Annotated in this window: 14 protein-coding genes; 7 read left to right on the forward strand and 7 right to left on the reverse strand. The window is 59.2% G+C overall.

The window, feature by feature from the left end:
- Positions 1-6: 6 nt before the first annotated feature.
- Both GTU76_RS08490 and GTU76_RS08495 read left to right on the forward strand, forming a co-directional pair.
- The gene (locus GTU76_RS08490) at positions 7-3,651 is read left to right on the forward strand and encodes a transporter substrate-binding domain-containing protein (protein WP_180698428.1); all 3,645 of its coding nucleotides are present in this window, start codon (positions 7-9) and stop codon (positions 3,649-3,651) included.
- Between the two features lie 47 nt (positions 3,652-3,698).
- Entirely contained in the window at positions 3,699-6,644 is a 2,946-nt protein-coding gene (locus GTU76_RS08495; RefSeq protein ID WP_180698429.1) for an HD domain-containing phosphohydrolase, read from the forward strand.
- On the opposite strand, the gene GTU76_RS08500 is transcribed toward GTU76_RS08495, so the two are convergent.
- Entirely contained in the window at positions 6,645-7,127 is a 483-nt protein-coding gene (locus GTU76_RS08500; protein WP_175553575.1) for a GAF domain-containing protein, read from the reverse strand.
- A complete protein-coding gene (locus tag GTU76_RS08505) occupies positions 7,124-8,014 on the reverse strand; it encodes a DUF815 domain-containing protein (protein WP_016985482.1) in 891 nt (296 codons plus the stop codon). Before GTU76_RS08505 ends, GTU76_RS08500 begins: the two co-directional genes overlap by 4 nt.
- A 166-nt stretch (positions 8,015-8,180) precedes the next feature.
- On the opposite strand from GTU76_RS08505, the gene GTU76_RS08510 reads away from it, so the two are divergent.
- The gene (locus tag GTU76_RS08510) at positions 8,181-10,502 is read left to right on the forward strand and encodes a hybrid sensor histidine kinase/response regulator (RefSeq protein WP_020372665.1); all 2,322 of its coding nucleotides are present in this window, start codon (positions 8,181-8,183) and stop codon (positions 10,500-10,502) included.
- On the opposite strand, the gene GTU76_RS08515 is transcribed toward GTU76_RS08510, so the two are convergent.
- From GTU76_RS08515 to msrB, 3 genes are all read right to left on the reverse strand, one after another.
- Positions 10,486-10,947: a MarR family winged helix-turn-helix transcriptional regulator gene (locus tag GTU76_RS08515; RefSeq protein WP_180698430.1), complete on the reverse strand. Its 462-nt coding sequence runs from the start codon at positions 10,945-10,947 to the stop codon at positions 10,486-10,488. The genes GTU76_RS08510 and GTU76_RS08515 overlap by 17 nt on opposite strands.
- On the reverse strand, positions 10,944-11,429 hold the full coding sequence (locus tag GTU76_RS08520) for a glutathione peroxidase (protein ID WP_016985485.1): 486 nt from the start codon (positions 11,427-11,429) through the stop codon (positions 10,944-10,946). The genes GTU76_RS08515 and GTU76_RS08520 overlap by 4 nt, the downstream gene beginning before the upstream one ends.
- Before the next feature lie 109 nt (positions 11,430-11,538).
- Complete coding sequence (gene msrB, locus GTU76_RS08525) at positions 11,539-11,934, reverse strand: peptide-methionine (R)-S-oxide reductase MsrB (RefSeq protein ID WP_016985486.1); 396 nt, start codon at positions 11,932-11,934, stop codon at positions 11,539-11,541.
- 224 nt (positions 11,935-12,158) lie between these two features.
- Here msrB and GTU76_RS08530 point away from each other — a divergent pair, with 224 nt between their 5' ends.
- Both GTU76_RS08530 and htpX read left to right on the forward strand, forming a co-directional pair.
- Positions 12,159-13,370, forward strand: coding sequence for a pyridoxal phosphate-dependent aminotransferase (locus GTU76_RS08530; RefSeq protein WP_007908620.1), 1,212 nt, complete (start codon positions 12,159-12,161; stop codon positions 13,368-13,370).
- Positions 13,371-13,673: 303 nt separating this feature from the next.
- Entirely contained in the window at positions 13,674-14,561 is an 888-nt protein-coding gene (htpX, locus tag GTU76_RS08535; RefSeq protein WP_007908619.1) for a protease HtpX, read from the forward strand.
- A gap of 198 nt (positions 14,562-14,759) precedes the next feature.
- On the opposite strand, the gene GTU76_RS08540 is transcribed toward htpX, so the two are convergent.
- A complete protein-coding gene (locus GTU76_RS08540; protein ID WP_180698431.1) occupies positions 14,760-15,407 on the reverse strand; it encodes a thiopurine S-methyltransferase in 648 nt (215 codons plus the stop codon).
- Between the two features lie 102 nt (positions 15,408-15,509).
- On the opposite strand from GTU76_RS08540, the gene GTU76_RS08545 reads away from it, so the two are divergent.
- Positions 15,510-16,277 (forward strand): DODA-type extradiol aromatic ring-opening family dioxygenase, encoded by a 768-nt coding sequence (locus GTU76_RS08545; protein WP_180698432.1) that lies wholly within the window; start codon positions 15,510-15,512, stop codon positions 16,275-16,277.
- A 159-nt stretch (positions 16,278-16,436) separates the two neighbouring features.
- On the opposite strand, the gene GTU76_RS08550 is transcribed toward GTU76_RS08545, so the two are convergent.
- Positions 16,437-18,110, reverse strand: coding sequence for a DEAD/DEAH box helicase (locus GTU76_RS08550; RefSeq protein ID WP_008088238.1), 1,674 nt, complete (start codon positions 18,108-18,110; stop codon positions 16,437-16,439).
- A gap of 423 nt (positions 18,111-18,533) precedes the next feature.
- Between GTU76_RS08550 and GTU76_RS08555 the strand changes: the two genes are divergently transcribed.
- A complete protein-coding gene (locus GTU76_RS08555) occupies positions 18,534-19,325 on the forward strand; it encodes a crotonase/enoyl-CoA hydratase family protein (protein WP_016985489.1) in 792 nt (263 codons plus the stop codon).
- The last annotated feature ends 43 nt before the right edge of the window (positions 19,326-19,368 follow it).

A 19,368-nucleotide genomic window follows, 5' to 3' on the forward strand; every position in this document is an offset into this window, starting at 1 on the left:
CCCCGCATGCCCAGTCGTTTAAAAGACTATTTAATTGCATTGAGCACAGGCCTGTACCTGAGTGCCAATGTGTTTGCCATGCCCGTTGATTCACCGGACTATGCCTTGCTCAGCCGATCGGCAGGCGAGCCGGTGCCGGTTGTATTGGAACAGTCTCAACGACAGTGGCTGCAAACACGCGACGAATTGATACTCGGAACCTCCGCTCCTGACTATCCACCCTTCGACATGACCGTCAGCGGTCGTGATTATGAAGGCCTTACCGCCGACTATGTCGGGCTTGTCGCTCAAGCCACCGGTTTGCCGATCAGGGTCAAACGTTTTGCCTCCCGGGAGGCTGCCATTCGCGCTTTGGTCGATGGTCAGATTGACCTGCTCGGGACAGCCAACGGCTATGAAGCCGCCAATGCCAACCTTGCGCTGTCCGAACCGTATGCCAACGATCAACCTGTGCTCGTTACCCGCGAAGGTGAAACCCGCAGCCTGAGTAAAGGCCTGGCGGGATTGCGCCTGAGCATGGTCTATCACTATCTGCCTCTGCACGAGGTCAAGGCGCTGTATCCCAAAGCGCTCATCACCTGCTATCCCTCCTACCAGAATGCCATTAACGCCGTGGCGTTCGACCAGGCCGATGTGTTTCTCGGCGACACGATTTCCACCCACTACATGATCAACAAGGGCTACCTCAATAACGTGCGCATGGCCAATTTCGGCAAACAGGAAGCCCAGGGATTCAGCTTCGCCGTGCGTCAAAACAATCCGCAGTTATTGAATATCGTCGACGCCGTGCTTAAAGCGGTGCCGCGGAGCGAACGCGAGAACATCGCCAAACGCTGGAGCGCCGGCAGCGACCTGCTGCTCACCGACCAGAAACTGCAACTGACCGAACGCGAAGAAACATGGCTGCAGCAGCATCCGGTAGTGAGCGTGGTGGTGAATGAGGCTTATGCGCCGCTGACGTTCTTCGATGACGCTGGCAATTTTCGCGGGATCAGCGCCGATCTTCTCGAACTGATTCGCCTGCGCACCGGCCTGCGCTTCGAGGTCCATCGCAGCCGCAACGACGCCGAGATGATCAAACAGATCAATGACCACCAAGCCGATCTCATCGCGGCCTTGTTGCCGACCGCCGAGCGAGAAAAAACCCTGAGTTTCAGTCGGCCCTATCTGGAAAACTCCTATGTGCTACTGACGCGCAAGAGTGCCGACAGCCCGACTAACCTGGGTCAGCTCAAAGGCAAGCAGCTGGCGATCGCCCAGGGCAATCCCCTGGTCGAGTACCTGCGACGCGAATTTCCACGGATCCAGTTGATCGAAACCGCAGATACCTTCAGCGCCGTCTCGCTGCTCGCCAAAGGCCATGTCGACGGGGCGGTGAATTCACTGGTGATCGCCAACTACTTCATTTCGTCGCAAATCTTCGAGCGGGCGCTGCAGATCACCACCACCATCGGCACCGGTCAGGCCGAGTTTTCTCTGGCAACCGCACGTGACAACACGGAACTGGGCTCGATCATCAACAAAGCGCTTCTGAGCATTTCACCGGAAGAACTCGGCGTCATCAACGGGCGCTGGCGTGGGTACTCCAGCGCCTCGCAAAACATCTGGCGCAATTACCAGCGCCTGTTCTATCAGGTGATCATTGGCGCCTGCCTGCTGCTGTTGCTCTTGCTTGCCTGGAACGCCTACATGCGACACCAGATCAAACAACGCCAGGCGGCTGAGCGGGCCTTGAACGATCAGTTCGAATTCATGCGCTCGCTGGTCAACGGTACGCCGCATCCGATCTACGTACGCGATCGCCAGGGTCTGCTGCAGAGTTGCAATGACAGTTATCTCGAAGTGTTCAATGCCAAGCGTGAAGACGTCATAGGCAAAAGCGTCATGCAGGGCACCCTGAGCAACGCTTTCGAGGCTCAGGCCTTTCATGCCGACTATCAGCGAGTGGTCACCGAAGGCACTGCGCTGGTGCTCGACCGGCCTTTACACATCGGCAAACGACGCCTGACGATCTATCACTGGATACTGCCGTATCGAGACTCCAGTGGCGACGTGAAAGGCATCATCGGTGGCTGGATCGACATCAGCGAACGCCGACAGCTGTTTGAGGAACTGCGTGCGGCCAAGGAACAGGCAGATGACGCCAACCGGGCGAAAAGTACATTCCTGGCCACCATGAGCCATGAAATCCGTACGCCCATGAATGCGGTGATCGGCATGCTTGAACTGACGCTCAAACGCATCGATCAACACCATCCGGATCGCTCTTCGATCGACACTGCCTACCATTCGGCCAAGGATCTGCTGGGTTTGATCGGCGACATCCTCGACATCGCACGGATCGAATCCGGACGCCTGAGCCTGTGCCCGGAACGGGTCAACCTGGTGGACACAGTAGCGTCTGTCGCAAGAATCTTCGACGGCCTGGCCCGGCAGAAGAATCTCGCTTTGCAAGTCATCTTCAATCCGCCGGATCTAGCGGTCGATGTATACCTGGACCCACTGCGTTTCAAGCAAGTGCTATCCAATCTGATCAGCAACGCCATCAAATTCACTGAGCAAGGACACATCAGAATCAGCGTCGACCTCATGACCACGGATGTGCCAGGGCGGGTTCTGATGCAATTGACCGTACAAGACAGCGGTGTGGGTATCTGTGCAGAGGATCAGCAACAATTGTTCGAGCCCTTTGCCCAGGCGGAAAATAGCCCTCAGCAAGCCCGAAGTGGCGCAGGTCTGGGGTTGGTGATCAGTCGCAACCTGTGTGAAATGATGGGCGGCCAGTTGCAATTGAGCAGCCAGCCCGGCATCGGAACGCAGGTCTGCGTTTCCCTGCCCCTGGACAGCTTGCCGGCACAGGCGAGCGCAGCCAGGGATGAGCCAGCGATCAAGACCTCGCAGACACCGCTACACGTTCTGGTGGTGGATGATCACCCGGCCAATCGTTTGTTGATGTGTCAGCAACTGGAGTTTCTCGGCCATCACTTCAGCATCGCCGAGAATGGCTGTAGCGGACTCGAGCGGTGGAAAGAAGGCGCCTTCGATCTGGTGATTGTCGATTGCAACATGCCTTTGATGAACGGTTATGAACTGACGCGCGCCATTCGCCAGCATGAGCTGCAGAACCGCCTCCCACCTTGCTCGGTGTTGGGTTTCACGGCGAATGCGCAACCTGAGGAAATCCAGCGTTGCAAACAGGCAGGCATGAACGACTGCCTGTTCAAGCCCCTGAGCCTGAGTCTGCTCAGCCAATGGATCGACGGCATCGCAGCGACGTCGTCCACACCGCCATTCAACCTGCGAAGTCTGAACATGTTGACGGGCGGCAACCCCGCCCAGGCCCGGCGTTTGCTGGTTGAACTGCTCAAGAGCAGCCGCCTCGACCGACAGGAACTGCTCGCGCTGTCGCCGCAGGATGATCGCGGAGCCTTGGCGGTAGTCGCTCACAAGATCAAGGGGGCTGCACGCATCGCTCAGGCATCACGGGTGATTGAATGCTGCGATGCCCTGGAGCTCGCCTGCACGCAAGACTTGGCGACAAATGAGATCGCTCGTCGTTGCGAGGCGATCAACCGGGCGATACTCGAACTGGAGCAAGCCTTGCAGCAGCAATTGGCATTGTCCGATCAAGGCACGATGAGCGTGCCTTAACTATGCTTGGCGCTGAGCAGTGAGTTAAACATCATGGAGAACCTGAAATGCCCAGCCCACTGCGCCCGGAACAGCGCCGGTTCCCGCTGCACGTGCACATCAGTGTCATGTTCACGTTTCTGCTGCTGCTCACCGGCGTGGTGCTGGGGTTGTTCAATTATCGCCAGACCACGCAGATCATCCTGTCGAGCAGCGACAAGTTGTTCAGCCGGATCGAACAGGACGTCCGTCTCGACCTGTCCGCCACCTATCAGCCGATCCGCCATTTGTTGAGCCTGTTGGCGGTCAATCCCGCTACACAGGCTTTGGCCCTGGAACAACGATTGCCGCTGCTCAGGCCGTTCAGCCAGTCGCTCAGTGATAACCCGAACCTGGCCTCGCTGTATCTGGGTTATGCCAACGGTGATTTCTTCATGGTGCGCCCGCTTCGCACCTCGGCGATGAAAGCCCTGCTCAAGGCTCCGGAAGCAGCGCTGTATCAGGTCTGGAGCATCGAGCATGACCCGCAAGGGAAAGTGCGCTCGCAATCGCTGTTCTTCGATCAGGCCCTGACCCCGATCGGCCATCAGGAAAATACCGGCGACCCTTATGATCCGCGCAACCGCGCCTGGTTCATCAATGCCCGCCAGCAAACCGAACAGATCACCACCGAACCCTACGTGTTTTTTTCAACCCACAATGTCGGCACCACACTGGCCCGGCGCAGTGGTGAAAACGCAGTGATCGGTGCCGACCTGACGCTGGCTGCACTTTCTGCGACCCTGAGCAAACATGTCGTCACGCCCTCCACCGACATTGCCCTGTTCGATGCCGACGGTAACGCCGTGGCATACCCCGACAGCAGCCGTCTGATCGTCGACGACAGCTCCACGCATCTGGCCAAAGCGACGGACCTGAGCCCGAGCCTGCACGCGTTGCTGTCCGCAGAGCACACAGGCAAGCGACTGGAAGTCGACGGCCGACAATGGATAGTCGCTCGCAGCAGCATTGAGGAAGGTGGCCCCAAAGGCTTGCAGCTGGCACTCCTGGTGCCGGAAGACGAATTGCTGGTCGATGCCTATCGCATGCGCTGGCAAGGCGCGTTGATTACCTTGGCCACCTTGCTGTTGTGCCTGCCACTGGGTTGGGTAATCTCGCGGATTCTGGTCAAACCGCTGCATGCGCTGGTCAAGGAAGCCGACGCGATCCGCAGCTTCGATTTCAACTTTCCGCTGGCTCGACGCTCGCCGGTACTGGAAGTCGACCAGTTGAGCGTGTCGATGGCGCGCATGAAAGACACGCTGGCGAGTTTCTTCCGCATCACCGACACTTTGGGCGCCGAAACCCGATTCGCCCCATTGCTGCAACGGGTACTGTTCGAAACGGTACAGATCGCCCAGGCGCAGGCAGGGTTGATCTATCTGCGTGAAAGCGACAGCAGCCGTATGGAGCCATACGGATTAGTGATCAATGGCACGCCTCAGGCACTGGAAGCGTTCGACATTCAGGGCCACGACCTGCAACAAAGCAGAGGCCCGGTGTGGTTCGAACAATTGGTCAGCGCCAACAATGTCGTGAGCAATTTCGGCGTCGATCAGGCCGCCGATCTGCAAAAAGTCCTGTTGGTGATGCAATCGCCACGGGTTCATCTGATCGGCATCCGCCTGCACAATCGCCACGACGAAACCATCGGTCTGTTGATCCTGCTGGTGAACGACAGCGGCACGGCAGCCGACCTGGAAAAACTGCGCCCTGACCGTATCGCTTTCTTGCAGGCGGTGTCAGGCGCTGCCGCAGTGAGCATCGAAAGCCAGCGCCTGCAAGCCCGCCAGAAGCAGTTGCTCGACGCCTTTATTCAATTACTTGCCGGCGCCATCGACGCCAAGAGTCCTTATACCGGCGGCCATTGTCAGCGCGTGCCAGAGCTGACGCTGATGCTCGCCCAGGCAGCGGCCGCCAGTCAGGCACCAGCATTCAGTGCCTATCAGCCGAGCGAGGATGAATGGGAAGCCTTGCACATTGCCGCTTGGCTGCACGATTGCGGCAAGGTAACGACGCCGGAATACGTGGTCGACAAGGCGACCAAACTGGAAACCATCAGCGACCGCATTCATGAGATCCGCACCCGTTTCGAAGTGCTCAAGCGCGACGCCTGGATCGGCTATTGGCAGGCTCGGACCTTGGGCGGTGATGAAACCGCATTGGCTGCGCTGCGCGACGCCACACTGACGGCGCTGGACGACGACTTTGCGTTTGTCGCGCGTTGTAATCTGGGCAGTGAAGCCATGGCCGAAGCGGATCTGCAACGCCTTGACCGTTTGGCCGGGCGCACCTGGATGCGCACCCTCGATGACCGTCTGGGCGTGTCCTGGGAAGAGAACCGGCGTCAGGCGCGCACGCCCCCACCGATCTTGCCGATCAGTGAAAAGCTTCTGGCGGACAAGCCCGAGCACTTGCTCGAACGGGACCCGAACGAGTTGATTCCCGAAGACAATCCGTGGGGCTTCAAGCTGGATGTGCCGCGCTACAAATACAATCGTGGCGAGCTATACAACCTGAGCATCAGCCGCGGTACCCTGACCCGCGAGGAGCGTTACGTGATCAATCATCACATGGTGCAGACGATCATGATGCTCAGCCACCTGCCCTTCCCCGGCCACCTCGACAGCATTGCCGAAATCGCCGGTGGTCATCATGAAAAAATGGACGGCAGCGGTTACCCGAAACGCCTGAAGCGTGAAGACATGAGCCTGCCGGCGCGGATGATGGCGATTGCCGATATCTTCGAGGCGCTGACCGCAGCCGATCGCCCATACAAGAAAGCGAAAACCTTGAGTGAGGCGTTGGCGATCATGGCCACCATGTGCCGTGAGGCGCACATCGATGCCGAGCTGTTTGGATTGTTCATCAACGAAGGCGTTTACATGCAATACGCCGTGCGTTTTCTCGATGCCGCGCAGATCGACAAGGTCGATCCAGCCAGCCTGTTGCACAAGGCTGGCCTCACCGCGTGATCAGCAATCGGTCAGACGCAGGAAAATCGCTGCCAGTTGCTCGATGCCGGCCTGATCCTGCTCAGCAAAACGCGCCAGCTTCGGGCTGTCGAGATCCAGTACACCGATCAGGCGCCCTTCCTTGACCAACGGCACGACCAGTTCACTGTTCGAAGCGCTGTCACAGGCGATATGGCCGGGGAATGCATGCACGTCTTCGACGCGCTGGGTTTGCCGACTGGCCGCCGCCGCACCGCACACACCACGACCGAACGGAATGCGCACGCAGGCGATCTGGCCCTGGAACGGGCCGAGCACCAGCTCCTCGTTGCGATTGAGATAAAAACCCGCCCAGTTCAGGTCATCGAGCTGGTTGAACAGGAACGCCGAAAACTGCGCGGCGTTGGCGATGAAATCGCGCTCGTCCGCCAGCAGCGATTCCAGTTGTGCGGCCAACATGCCATAGCCTTCGAGGCCTTGGCCGCTTTGTTGCAAATCAATCATGCCTTGTGCTCCAACAATTTCAGTCCCACCCAGTAACGGGCGAATTGGTACGCGCAACGTCCGTTGCGATTACCGCGGCCAGTGGCCCAACGCACGGCGAGGATGTCCAGTTCGTCATCGCGCTGCCAGCTCAGGCCGGCCTTGGCCGCCAATTGGCCGATCCAGTGTTCGACGACGTTAAGGAAATGTTCTTGGGTAAACGGGTAGAACGACAGCCACAGACCGAAACGGTCCGACAGCGCAATCTTGTCTTCAACGGCCTCGCTGGGGTGCAGTTCGCCGTCGACGCGTTTCCAGTTTTCGTTGTCGCTTTCCTTCTCCGGCACCAGGTGGCGACGGTTGGAAGTGGCGTACAGCAAAACGTTGTCCGGCGCCTGTTCAAGCGAGCCGTCGAGCACGCTTTTGAGCACGCGATAATCACCCTCACCGGATTCGAACGACAAGTCATCGCAGAACAATACGAAACGTTGTGGCAATTTGCCGATCTGCTCGACCACACGCGGCAGATCCGCCAGATGATCGCGCTCGATCTCGATCAGGCGCAGGCCGGCGGCGGCGTGTTCTGCCAACAACGCCCGCACCAGCGAGGACTTGCCAGTACCGCGCGAACCCCACAGCAGCGCATGGTTGGCCGGCATGCCATCGAGAAATTGCTGGGTGTTGCGCCCCAATTGTTCAAGCTGACGGTCAACACCGATCAGGTCGGACAGGCGCATGTCGAGGCTGACTTCCAGCGGCAGCAGGTAGCCGCTGCGCCCGTCGCGCTGCCAGCGCGCCGCCAGACAAGTGCCCCAGTCAATCACCGGCCGTGGTGCCGGCAACAACGGTTCGATCCGCGCCAGTACCGACTCGGCGCGTTCAAGAAAAGCATTCAATCGGGAATCCACGTCTTCTCCTCGGGCACGTTCACAGTGATGATGACGATCCAGCGACGACACACAGATAAAAATCACCCTACCAAGCCTTGTTACAAGGCGATTCGGGAACCTCGGTATCCATACATGATCGACTATGCTTGAGCAGCGAAGGGAAACGGAAGTGGTTCAACACCCCATGGATATCAAATTCACCCACCGGCTGTCTTACAAGCAAGCCAGGCTTACCGTGCTGGTCGGGTTCATTCTGGGCACGCTGCTCAGCCTGCTGCAAATCGGCATCGATTATGCCAGTGAAGACGCTTCCATCAACCGGGAAATCCTGTCTTTGCTGGAAATCAGCCATAACCCGGCATCACGTATCGCCTACAACATCGATGCCGAACTCGCTCAGGAACTCGCCTTGGGCCTGTTGCGCTCACCAGCGATCATTTCTGCACGACTGACCGATAACAACAATACGGTGCTGGCCAGCGTCAAACGCCCGGAACTGCAAAGCGGCTACCGGGTGATCAGCGACTTTCTGTTCGGTGCCAAACGCCAGTTCGAGGATCGCCTCTATCTCGACCATCTGCCCAGCGAGTCCCTCGGTGTGCTGAGCCTGGAAGTCGACACCTACGCATTCGGCAGCCGCTTCCTGCGCCGGGCCGAAGTCACCCTGCTCAACGGTTTCGCCCGCAGCCTGATCCTCACCGGCCTTTTGCTGGCACTGTTTTACGTGATGCTGACCAAACCGCTGGTGCGGGTCATCCGTGAGCTCAGCGGACGCGATCCGCGCAGTGCCGAACCGACCACACTGGAGTGTCCGGCCGGGCACGCCAATGATGAAATCGGCGTATTGGTCAAAGTCGCCAATCAACAATTCGAGAACATCGCCACCGAGATCCAGCAGCGGCGCAACGCCGAAAACCGTCTGACCGACTACCTCGGACAACTGGAAAACATCGTCTCGGCGCGCACCGCTGAACTCAAGGCGATCAACGCACGGCTGAGCCAGTCCAATCAGGAACTCGAAGTAGCTCGCAGCACCGCGCTGGAAATGGCCGAAGCCCGTTCGGCGTTTCTCGCCAATATGAGCCACGAGATCCGTACACCGCTCAACGGTCTGCTGGGGATGATCGCGCTGTCGCTCGACGGGCCGCTGAACGCCGAGCAGCAGCAACAACTGTCGATCGCCCACGACTCGGGCAAGGTCCTGGTTGAGCTGCTCAACGATATCCTCGACCTGTCCAAGTTCGATGCCGGCCAACTGGAACTCGAACACATTCCGTTCGATCTCGGCTCATTGATCGAAGACACCGCCAACCTCCTGTCGCAGAATGCCGCGCCGAGCGTCGAACTGACCTGCCTGATCGACCCGCACTTCCCGGCACTGGTGCTGGGCGATCCGACCCGCGTGCGGCAGATCGTCAGTAATCTGCTGTCCAACGCGCTGAAATTTACCCGCTTCGGCCGGGTGGATGTGCGCTTGTCGTCCTACAAGGATGGCGTGCGCGTCGAGGTCTGCGACACCGGCATCGGGATCGCCCAGGACGCGCAGCTGAAAATCTTCCAGCCGTTCACTCAAGCGGGCGCCGGCATTACTCGACAATACGGCGGCACCGGGCTGGGTCTGGCGCTGACCTACAACCTCTGCGAAGCCATGCAGGGGCGTCTGACCATCAGTTCCGAAACCGGGTTCGGCAGTCAGTTCTGTGCCGAGCTGCCATTGCCGTGTCATACCCGCGCACTGGTTCCGGCGCCGCTGCACGGAAAAATCCTCGCCATCACCGCTGCCAGCAGTGGACTGGCGGAACTGTTGCAGAGCCTGCTGCCGGTGTGGGGACTTACATATGAGCAGCGCACCATCGATGACTCACTGCTGGGCCTGACACCGGACGTGGTGATCACCGATTGTCCGGAGTGTCTGTTCGGTTTGCGCCCGACGCTTGGGGCGCCGATTTTGCTGGTAACCGCCTACGGCAGTTTCCTGCCCAGCGAAGAAGCCGCCGCACTCGCACCTCTGCAGCAACAGGCCCGACCATTGGCGCGTAATGCGCTGTACCAGAACCTGCGACGTACCCTGCAACCGGATGTGGTCGCCGTTAACGATGCGCAGCTGGAAACGTCTCCCTCGGTGCGGCGCGGGCGGGTGTTGCTGGTCGAGGACAACCCGGTCAATCAACTGGTGGCCAAAGGCATGCTCGGCAAACTGGGCTGCGAGGTCATCGTCGCCGCCCACGGTGCCGAAGCGCTGGATCAGTTGGAGTATCACGAATTCGATCTGGTGCTGATGGACTGCAACATGCCCGTGATGGATGGCTACGAAGCCAGCCGACAGATCCGTCAAAGCGGGCGCTGGCCGAGCCTGCCCATCGTCGCTCTGACCGCCAACGCCATGTCCGAAGAACGCGAACGCTGCCGCGCAGCCGGCATGAGCGACTATCTGGCCAAGCCGTTTCGCCGTGAAGAACTCGCGGCACTGCTCGATCAATGGATCCCGACTACGACAGCGCTTTGATCTGCCCCAGCAAGTGATCGAGGCCGTCACGCAACGCATTGAGACGGTCCAGATCCACCCCGCTGTCGCACAGCAATCGGGCCTTGAGCGGCCCGACCTGCTCGCGCAAGGCTTGGCCTGCCGGCGTCAGACTCAGGTGCACTTCGCGCTCGTCACGCGTTGAACGCTGGCGCTGTACCCATTGCAACTGTTCCAGACGCTTGAGCAATGGCGTCAGCGTGCCCGAGTCCAGCGCCAGACGCTCGCCCAACGCCTTGACCGTCGGTTGCTCCGGCGCAGCCTCCTGCCATTCCCACAACACCAGCATCGCCAGGTATTGCGGGTACGTCAGGCCGAGCTGATCGAGCATCGGTTTGTAGGCACGAATCACCGCCCGAGAGGCGGCGTACAGCTTGAAGCACAACTGGTTGTCGAGCTTCAGCGAATCGACCGGCAAGCTGTTCATTTGAGCAGGGCTTCGATCTCGCCGCTCAGCTCCTGCGGCTTGGTGGTCGGGGCAAAACGCTTGACCAGTTTTCCGTCCTTGCCAATCAGGAACTTGGTGAAGTTCCACTTGATGCCCTGGGAGCCAAGCAGGCCCGGCGCGCGTTTTTTCAGTTGCACGAACAGCGGATGCGCGTCTCCACCGTTAACGTCGATCTTCTTGAACAGCGGGAAGCTGACGCCGAAGTTCAGCTCGCAGAACTCACTGATCGCCCCTTCGTTACCTGGCTCCTGCTTGCCGAACTGATTGCACGGGAAGCCCAAAACCACGAGCCCCTGATCCTTGTAGGTCTGCCACAGTTCTTCGAGGCCTTTGTACTGTGGAGTGAAACCGCATTTGCTTGCGGTGTTGACCACTAAAACCGCTTTACCGGCGAAATCGGCGAGGGTCTTTTGCTCCCCCTTGATGGTGGTGCACGGAATGTTCAACAGGTTGTCGCTCATGGCGTCGGGCTCCGCAGACAGTCAAGAAAGATCAAACATAGCGAGCAATTAAATTGTGTGCAATTCAATTATCGAATAATAAGGCGACCCGAAGGTCGCCTTCATTCGTTTATGCGCGTGGAACCAGATCCAGGCAAACCGAATTGATGCAATAACGCAAACCAGTCGGCGGCGGGCCGTCCGGGAACACATGGCCCAGATGCGCATCGCAGCGCGCGCACTTCACTTCCGTACGGATCATGCCGTGACTGATGTCACGGATTTCAGTCATGGCGCTTTCGCCGATCGGCGCGTAGAAGCTCGGCCAGCCGCAGCCGGAGTCGAATTTGGTCTTGGAGTCGAACAGCGGCTCATTGCAGCAAACGCAGTGGTAGACACCGTCGGTCTTGGTGTCGTTGTATTTGCCGGAGAACGGGCGCTCGGTGGCACTCAGACGGCAAACGTTGTACTGCTCGGGGTCGAGCATTTCACGCCATTCTTCCAGGGTTTTTTCCAACTTTTCCATCATCACACCTCAGCGGCTGAAAAAGCCCGATCTGTACCTTTTCCACGGATCGGGCGGCACGTATGATTGCGCCTCGTCACGCACCAGTCTGGCAGCCAGACCGGGCGCATTCAAACGGATTATGGGAGCCACGGCTCAAGACGTCCGCCTGTGTGAAAACACAGGAATCCCAGCACGGTTGTCCATTCGCCGCCTGGATCGTTCATTTTCGGGATCACATCGCCATGCAGTTCAGCAAATCGAACAAGCTCGCCAACGTCTGCTACGACATTCGCGGCCCGGTGCTCAAGCACGCCAAACGACTGGAAGAGGAAGGCCAGCGCATCCTCAAGCTGAACATCGGCAACCCGGCGCCGTTTGGTTTCGAAGCGCCGGACGAAATTCTTCAGGACGTGATCCGCAACCTGCCGACCGCGCAAGGCTACAGCGACTCCAAAGGCCTGTTCAGCGCGCGCAAAGCGGTGATGCAGTACTACCAGCAAAAGAATGTCGAAGGTGTCGGTATCGAAGACATCTATCTGGGCAACGGCGTGTCCGAACTGATCGTGATGTCGCTGCAGGCGCTGCTCAACAACGGTGACGAAGTGCTGGTGCCGGCCCCGGATTATCCGCTGTGGACCGCCGCCGTCAGCCTCGCCGGTGGCAACGCCGTACATTACCTGTGCGACGAGGGTGCCGACTGGTTCCCGGATCTGGCCGACATCAAGGCCAAGATCACCCCGAACACCAAAGCCATGGTGATCATCAACCCGAACAACCCGACCGGCGCGGTGTATTCGAAGGAAGTATTGCTGGGCATGCTGGAAATCGCCCGTGCGCACAACCTGGTGGTGTTCTCCGACGAAATCTACGACAAGATTCTGTACGACGATGCCGTGCACATCTGCACCGCGTCGCTGGCGCCGGACCTGCTCTGCCTGACCTTCAACGGTCTGTCGAAGTCCTATCGCGTGGCCGGCTTCCGCTCTGGCTGGATCGCCATCTCCGGGCCGAAACACAACGCGCAGAGCTACATCGAAGGCATCGACATGCTGGCCAACATGCGCCTGTGTGCCAACGTGCCGAGCCAGCATGCGATCCAGACCGCATTGGGTGGCTATCAGAGCATCAATGATCTGGTGCTGCCGCAGGGTCGTTTGCTCGAACAGCGCAACCGCACCTGGGAGCTGCTCAATGACATTCCGGGTGTGAGCTGCGTCAAGCCGATGGGCGCGCTGTATGCGTTCCCGAAAATCGATCCGAAAGTCTGCCCGATCCACAACGACGAGAAATTCGTCCTCGACCTGCTGCTCTCCGAGAAGCTGCTGGTGGTGCAAGGCACAGCGTTCAACTGGCCGTGGCCGGATCACTTCCGCGTGGTCACCCTGCCCCGCGTCGACGACCTGGAAATGGCCATCGGCCGCATCGGCAACTTCCTCAAGTCGTACCGCCAGTAACTGGCCAGCAGTGCGCAACGGCCAAACGTTGCGCACTGTCTGATTCAGCAACACTTCTGCGTTCCACCTCCGCGCACGCCTTCTACACTTGCGATTCATACTGGTTACCTGCGTCCGGCGTAATGGCGACGGGTCGCGGCTGGTCGTCATCCCTATCGTTATCCGTTGTGGGAAATGTGCCGAGCACTGAAGAATCCGCTGTAGGACACAGTTTGAAATAGTCACTCAGTTGAATAGCCCGGTTCGGCACCTTATATACCCCGCAGTACGCTACATCTTTAGCTTGAGGAGATTTCTACAACCATGATGCGCATCCTGCTGTTTTTGGCCACTAACCTGGCGGTCGTGCTGATAGCCAGCATCACCCTGAGCCTGTTCGGCTTCAACGGGTTCATGGCGGCCAACGGGGTTGATCTCGACCTTAGTCAGCTGCTGGTTTTCTGTGCAGTCTTTGGTTTCGCCGGCTCGCTGTTCTCGCTGTTCATCTCCAAGTGGATGGCGAAGATGAGCACCGGCACCCAGATCATCAGCCAGCCACGTACCCGGCATGAGCAATGGCTGCTGCAAACCGTCGAGCAACTGTCCCGCGAAGCCGGGATCAAGATGCCCGAAGTCGGTATTTTCCCAGCCTATGAAGCGAACGCGTTCGCCACCGGCTGGAACAAGAACGACGCGCTGGTCGCGGTCAGCCAGGGCTTGCTCGAGCGTTTTTCGCCCGATGAAGTGAAAGCCGTACTGGCCCACGAAATCGGTCACGTGGCCAACGGCGACATGGTCACCCTGGCGCTGATCCAGGGCGTGGTGAACACCTTCGTGATGTTCTTTGCGCGGATCATCGGCAACTTCGTCGACAAAGTGATCTTCAAGAACGAAGAAGGCCAGGGCATCGCCTACTACGTGGCAACCATCTTCGCCGAACTGGTGCTGGGTATTCTGGCCAGTGCGATCGTCATGTGGTTCTCGCGCAAGCGCGAATTCCGTGCCGACGAAGCCGGCGCACGTCTGGCCGGCACCAGCGCAATGATTGGCGCACTGCAACGCCTGCGCGCCGAACAGGGCCTGCCGGTGCACATGCCGGACACCCTGAACGCCTTCGGCATCAATGGTGGCATCAAACAGGGCTTTGCCCGCATGTTCATGAGCCACCCGCCGCTGGAAGAGCGTATTGACGCGCTGCGTCGTCGCGGTTGATCAGCATGGCGTAAAAACAAGAGGCCCGCAGTGATGCGGGCCTTTTTCATATCTTTGGATTATGGGTCGACAGTGCCGGCCTCTTCGCGATCAAGCTCGCTCCCACAGGGTTATGCGGTACTTAGACAATCTGTGACACAGCACAAATCACTGTGGGAGCGAGCTTGCTCGCGAAGGGGCCGGTAAAGGCGACAAAAACTATCGGGGAGAAACCCGGTAGACCCGCTCCTCCAACCGCGTCACGCCCGCCTGCAGGAACTTTCCACTCTCCCCCAGCACATCCTGCTCCTCAAGTACCTGCACCTGCCAGACATCCCCCAGCAAGCGCTGTACCTCATCATCCCCCACCGCAAACGGCGGCCCGGGGATCTGCGCCTGGTCGTAATCCAGCGTGATCAACAACCCGTGCACATCCTGCGGCAGAATCCGCTGAAGATGCGCCGCATACCGCTCACGCATCGGTGCCGGCAAGGCAATCAGCGCGGCACGGTCGTATATCGCCGTGCAATCGGCCACATCACTCGGTGTCAGCGCAAAGAAATCCCCACACCACAATTCGATGGCATCACTGCGATAGACTTTGAATGCGCCGTTCTCGCTGATCTGTGGCTGTATCTGATGCTCACTGAAAAAGTCCTCGATAGCCTTCTCCGACAACTCGATCCCGAGCACCTGATGACCGCGTCCGGCCAGCCACGCCAGATCCAGACTTTTCCCACACAAAGGCACGAGCACTCGCGCCGTTTCCGGTACCGCCCAGTGCCGCTGCAAATACGGATTCACCTCGGGCAGGTGAAAACCGATCTGCCCCGAATCCCACTTCTTGTGCCAAAACTCAGGCTGCATGTCTCACTCCCAATAATTCGATCAAAAAGCGTTAAAACTTATATTAGATTTAGATCAATGAACTGACTGAAGATGAATCATCTTAACGCTCAGGAACCCCCCATGTTTCCCAGCCTGTTTATCTCCCACGGCTCACCCATGCTCGCGCTGGAACCCGGTGCCAGTGGCCCGGCGCTGGCGCGTCTGGCCGCCGAACTGCCGAAACCCAAAGCCATCGTCATCGTCTCCGCGCATTGGGAAAGCCACGAGCTGCTGGTCAGCAGCCATCCGCAACCAGAAACCTGGCACGACTTCGGCGGCTTCCCTCGCGCACTGTTTGAAGTGCAGTACCCGGCGCCGGGGGATCCGCAACTGGCGGCTGAGGTAGCCGATCTGTTGAATGCCAACAACTTGCCTGCCCGTCTCGATCCGCAACGTCCGTTTGATCACGGCGTCTGGGTGCCACTGTCGCTGATGTACCCGCAGGCGGATATTCCAGTGGTGCAGGTTTCGCTACCGAGCCGCGCGGGCCCGGCGCTGCAAACCCGGGTCGGCCGAGCGCTGGCGGGTCTGCGGGATCAGGGGGTTTTGCTGATCGGCTCCGGCAGCATCACCCACAACCTGCGCGAACTGGACTGGCACGCCGGCCCCGAGAGCGTTGAGCCGTGGGCGCGGGATTTCCGTGACTGGGTGATCGAGAAGTTGGCGGCCGACGATGAGGCGGCGCTGCATGATTATCGCCACCAGGCGCCGAATGCAGTGCGTAGCCATCCGAGTGATGAGCATTTGTTGCCGCTGTATTTTGCCCGGGGTGCGGGTGGTGAGTTCAGCGTGGAGCATAAAGGCTTCACGATGGGTGCGTTAGGGATGGACATCTATCGCTTTGGTTAAAAGCAAAAGATCGCAGCCTTCGGCAGCTCCTACATTTGGAATGCGTTCCCTCTGTAGGAGCTGCCGAAGGCTGCGATCTTTTGATCTTTCAGGCAGACAAAAAAAATCCCCGAACCAGTCGGGGATTTTTTATGTTCGATCAATCAGCCCAAGGGCGGATCAATCTTCGCGATAGCGACGCAGTTTCAGCTGCTTACCGGCAACGCGAGTGTCCTTCAGTTTGGTCAGGAGTTTGTCCAGACCATCTTCCGGCAGCTCGACGAGGCTGAAGCTGTCACGCACCTGGATGCGACCGATCGCTTCACGGGCCAGACCGCCTTCGTTGAGGATGGCGCCCAGCAGGTTTTTCGCAGCGATACCGTCACGCGCACCCAGCGCGGTACGGCAACGAGCACGGCCTTCGCCCAAAGGCATTGGCGCGCGACGCTCGCGGTCACCACGATCAGGACGATCACCGGTGCGCTCAGGACGGTCGCCACGCGGTGCGTTGTTCGGCACCAGTGGACGTTCCTTCTCGATGGCAGCCAGGTTCAGCGCTTGACCGTTGGTGGCTTTGCGCAGCAGCGCAGCAGCCAGAGCACGCGGGGTGCAGCCGATGTCTGCAGTCAGACGATCGAGCAGCTCACCATGAGTCGACTCGGCATCAGCAACCAGCGGCGACAGGCTGTTGGTCAGTTTCTTGATGCGCGCATCGAGAACGGCTTGAGCGTCCGGCAGGCGTACTTCAGCAACTTTCTGACCGGTTACACGCTCGATCACTTGCAGCATGCGGCGCTCACGTGGAGTCACCAGCAGCAGTGCACGACCTTCGCGACCGGCACGGCCGGTACGGCCGATACGGTGAACGTAGGATTCCGGATCGTACGGCATGTCGACGTTGAACACGTGAGTGATGCGCGGAACGTCCAGACCACGAGCAGCAACGTCGGTCGCGACAACGATGTCCAGACGGCCATCTTTCAGCGAGTCGATCACGCGCTCACGCTGGTTCTGGGCGATGTCACCGTTCAGCGCCGCGGCTTTGTAGCCTTTGGCGTCGAGGGCGCTGGCCAGATCCAGGGTCGCTTGCTTGGTGCGCACGAACATGATCAGAGCGTCGAAATCTTCCACTTCCAGCAAGCTGAGAACGGCCGAAGTCTTCTGGTCAGCGTGAACCAACAGGTGAGCCTGTTCGATTGCGGTAACGGTCTGGGTCTTGGTCTGGATCTTCACGTGTTGCGGATCGCGCAGGTGGCGTTCGGCAATGGCGCGGATCGACTGCGGCAGGGTAGCCGAGAACAAAACGGTCTGACGGGTCGCTGGCAGAGCCTTGAAGATGACTTCCAGGTCATCCATGAAGCCCAGTTTCAACATTTCGTCAGCTTCGTCGAGAACCAGGTGGTTCACGGTCGACAGCACTTTTTCGTCACGACGCAGGTGGTCGCACAGACGGCCCGGAGTGGCGACAACGATCTGTGCGCCATTACGGATTGCCTTCAGTTGCGGGCCCATCGGCGCGCCGCCGTAAACGGCCACAACAGTAACGCCCGGCATTTGCTTGGCGTAGGTTTCGAAAGCGGTTGCTACTTGCAGCGCCAACTCACGAGTTGGCGCCAGGATCAGGGCTTGCGGTTCGCGCTTGGCAGGATCGATGCGGTGCAGGATAGGCAGTGCGAACGCGGCGGTTTTACCGGTACCGGTTTGCGCCTGGCCAATCATGTCCTGGCCGGCCATGATGATCGGGATCGATTGCTGCTGAATCGCCGAAGGCTCTTCGTAGCCGGTCGCTGCGACGGCTGCAAGAATATTCGGGTTAAGATTAAAAGCGGCGAATCCGCCGGTTTCCTGGGTCATGGGTCTGCCTCTAAGTGCATCCGCAAAGACCCATGCTCCAAAGCTGCGCATGCCGTGTTGAGACTCAAGAGTCGCCCTGGCAGCTTTGTCGGCGGGGATTTGCGAAAACGAATGAATGAAAAAAAGAATCGTCCGGGAAGAGCCCGCAATGCGGACGTGCAGCCGAAGCTGACTTCGGGGAATTGCGCTACCTAAACGCGGCCCGGTTAAAGGCCGGCGCGCACTATACCGGATTTTGCCCAAAAAGGGAGCTTTTTTTATCGTCTGAATGCTGGTGTCACCGCTGTGTAACGGGGTTTTGCGGATAATCGCGCCAAGGTCTATTTTTCAAAGGCCCGGCCCTGCGGGCGATGACGCTTAAACGATTCACCGACCTGCGGCATTCCGTCGCCGCACCCGCCCTTCCCGCCCGAGGATCCAGCCATGAATCAGCCCTGCCCCGGCCGCGTCAGCCGTGAACGCCGTGGCCACGTCCACCTGATCGGTCTTGATCGAGCGGCCAAACGCAACGCTTTCGACGTCGACCTGCTCAATGAGCTGAGCCTGGCCTACGGCGAGTTCGAGGCCGACAGCGAGGCGCGGGTAGCAGTGGTGTTCGGCCATGGCGAACACTTTACCGCTGGTCTGGATCTGGTGAATGCCAGCGGCGCACTCGCTCAAGGCTGGCAGGTTCCGACCGGTGGTTGCGACCCATGGGGCGTTTTCGTCGGGCCACGGGTGAGCAAACCGGTGATTGTCGCCGCGCAGGGCTATTGCCTGACCATTGGCATCGAGCTGATGCTGGCAGCCGATATCAACCTCTGTGCGAGCAATACCCGCTTCGCACAGATGGAAGTGCAACGTGGGATCTTTCCTTTTGGCGGCGCGACTTTACGTTTTCAGCAGATTGCCGGTTGGGGTAATGCCATGCGCTGGTTGCTGACCGGCGATGAGTTTGATGCCCACGATGCGTTGCATCTGGGGTTGGTGCAGGAAGTCATGGCCAGTGAAGATCTGTTGCCACGGGCGATTGAACTGGCCGAGCGGATTGCCCGGCAGGCGCCGTTGGGCGTGCAGGCGACATTGATGTCGGCGCGGCAGGCTCGGTATGAAGGCGAGACAGCGGCGGCGCAGGGTTTGCCGGCGCTGGTGAAGAAGTTGCTGGCCAGTGAAGATGCCAAGGAAGGAGTGCGCTCGTTGGTGGAGCGGCGACCTGGAGTCTTCAAGGGGATCTGAAAAATTTGGCGCCTGCCATGACGCCATCGCGAGCAGGCTCACT

The sequence above is a fragment of the Pseudomonas crudilactis genome, assembly GCF_013433315.1.
Taxonomy (GTDB): domain Bacteria; phylum Pseudomonadota; class Gammaproteobacteria; order Pseudomonadales; family Pseudomonadaceae; genus Aquipseudomonas; species Aquipseudomonas crudilactis.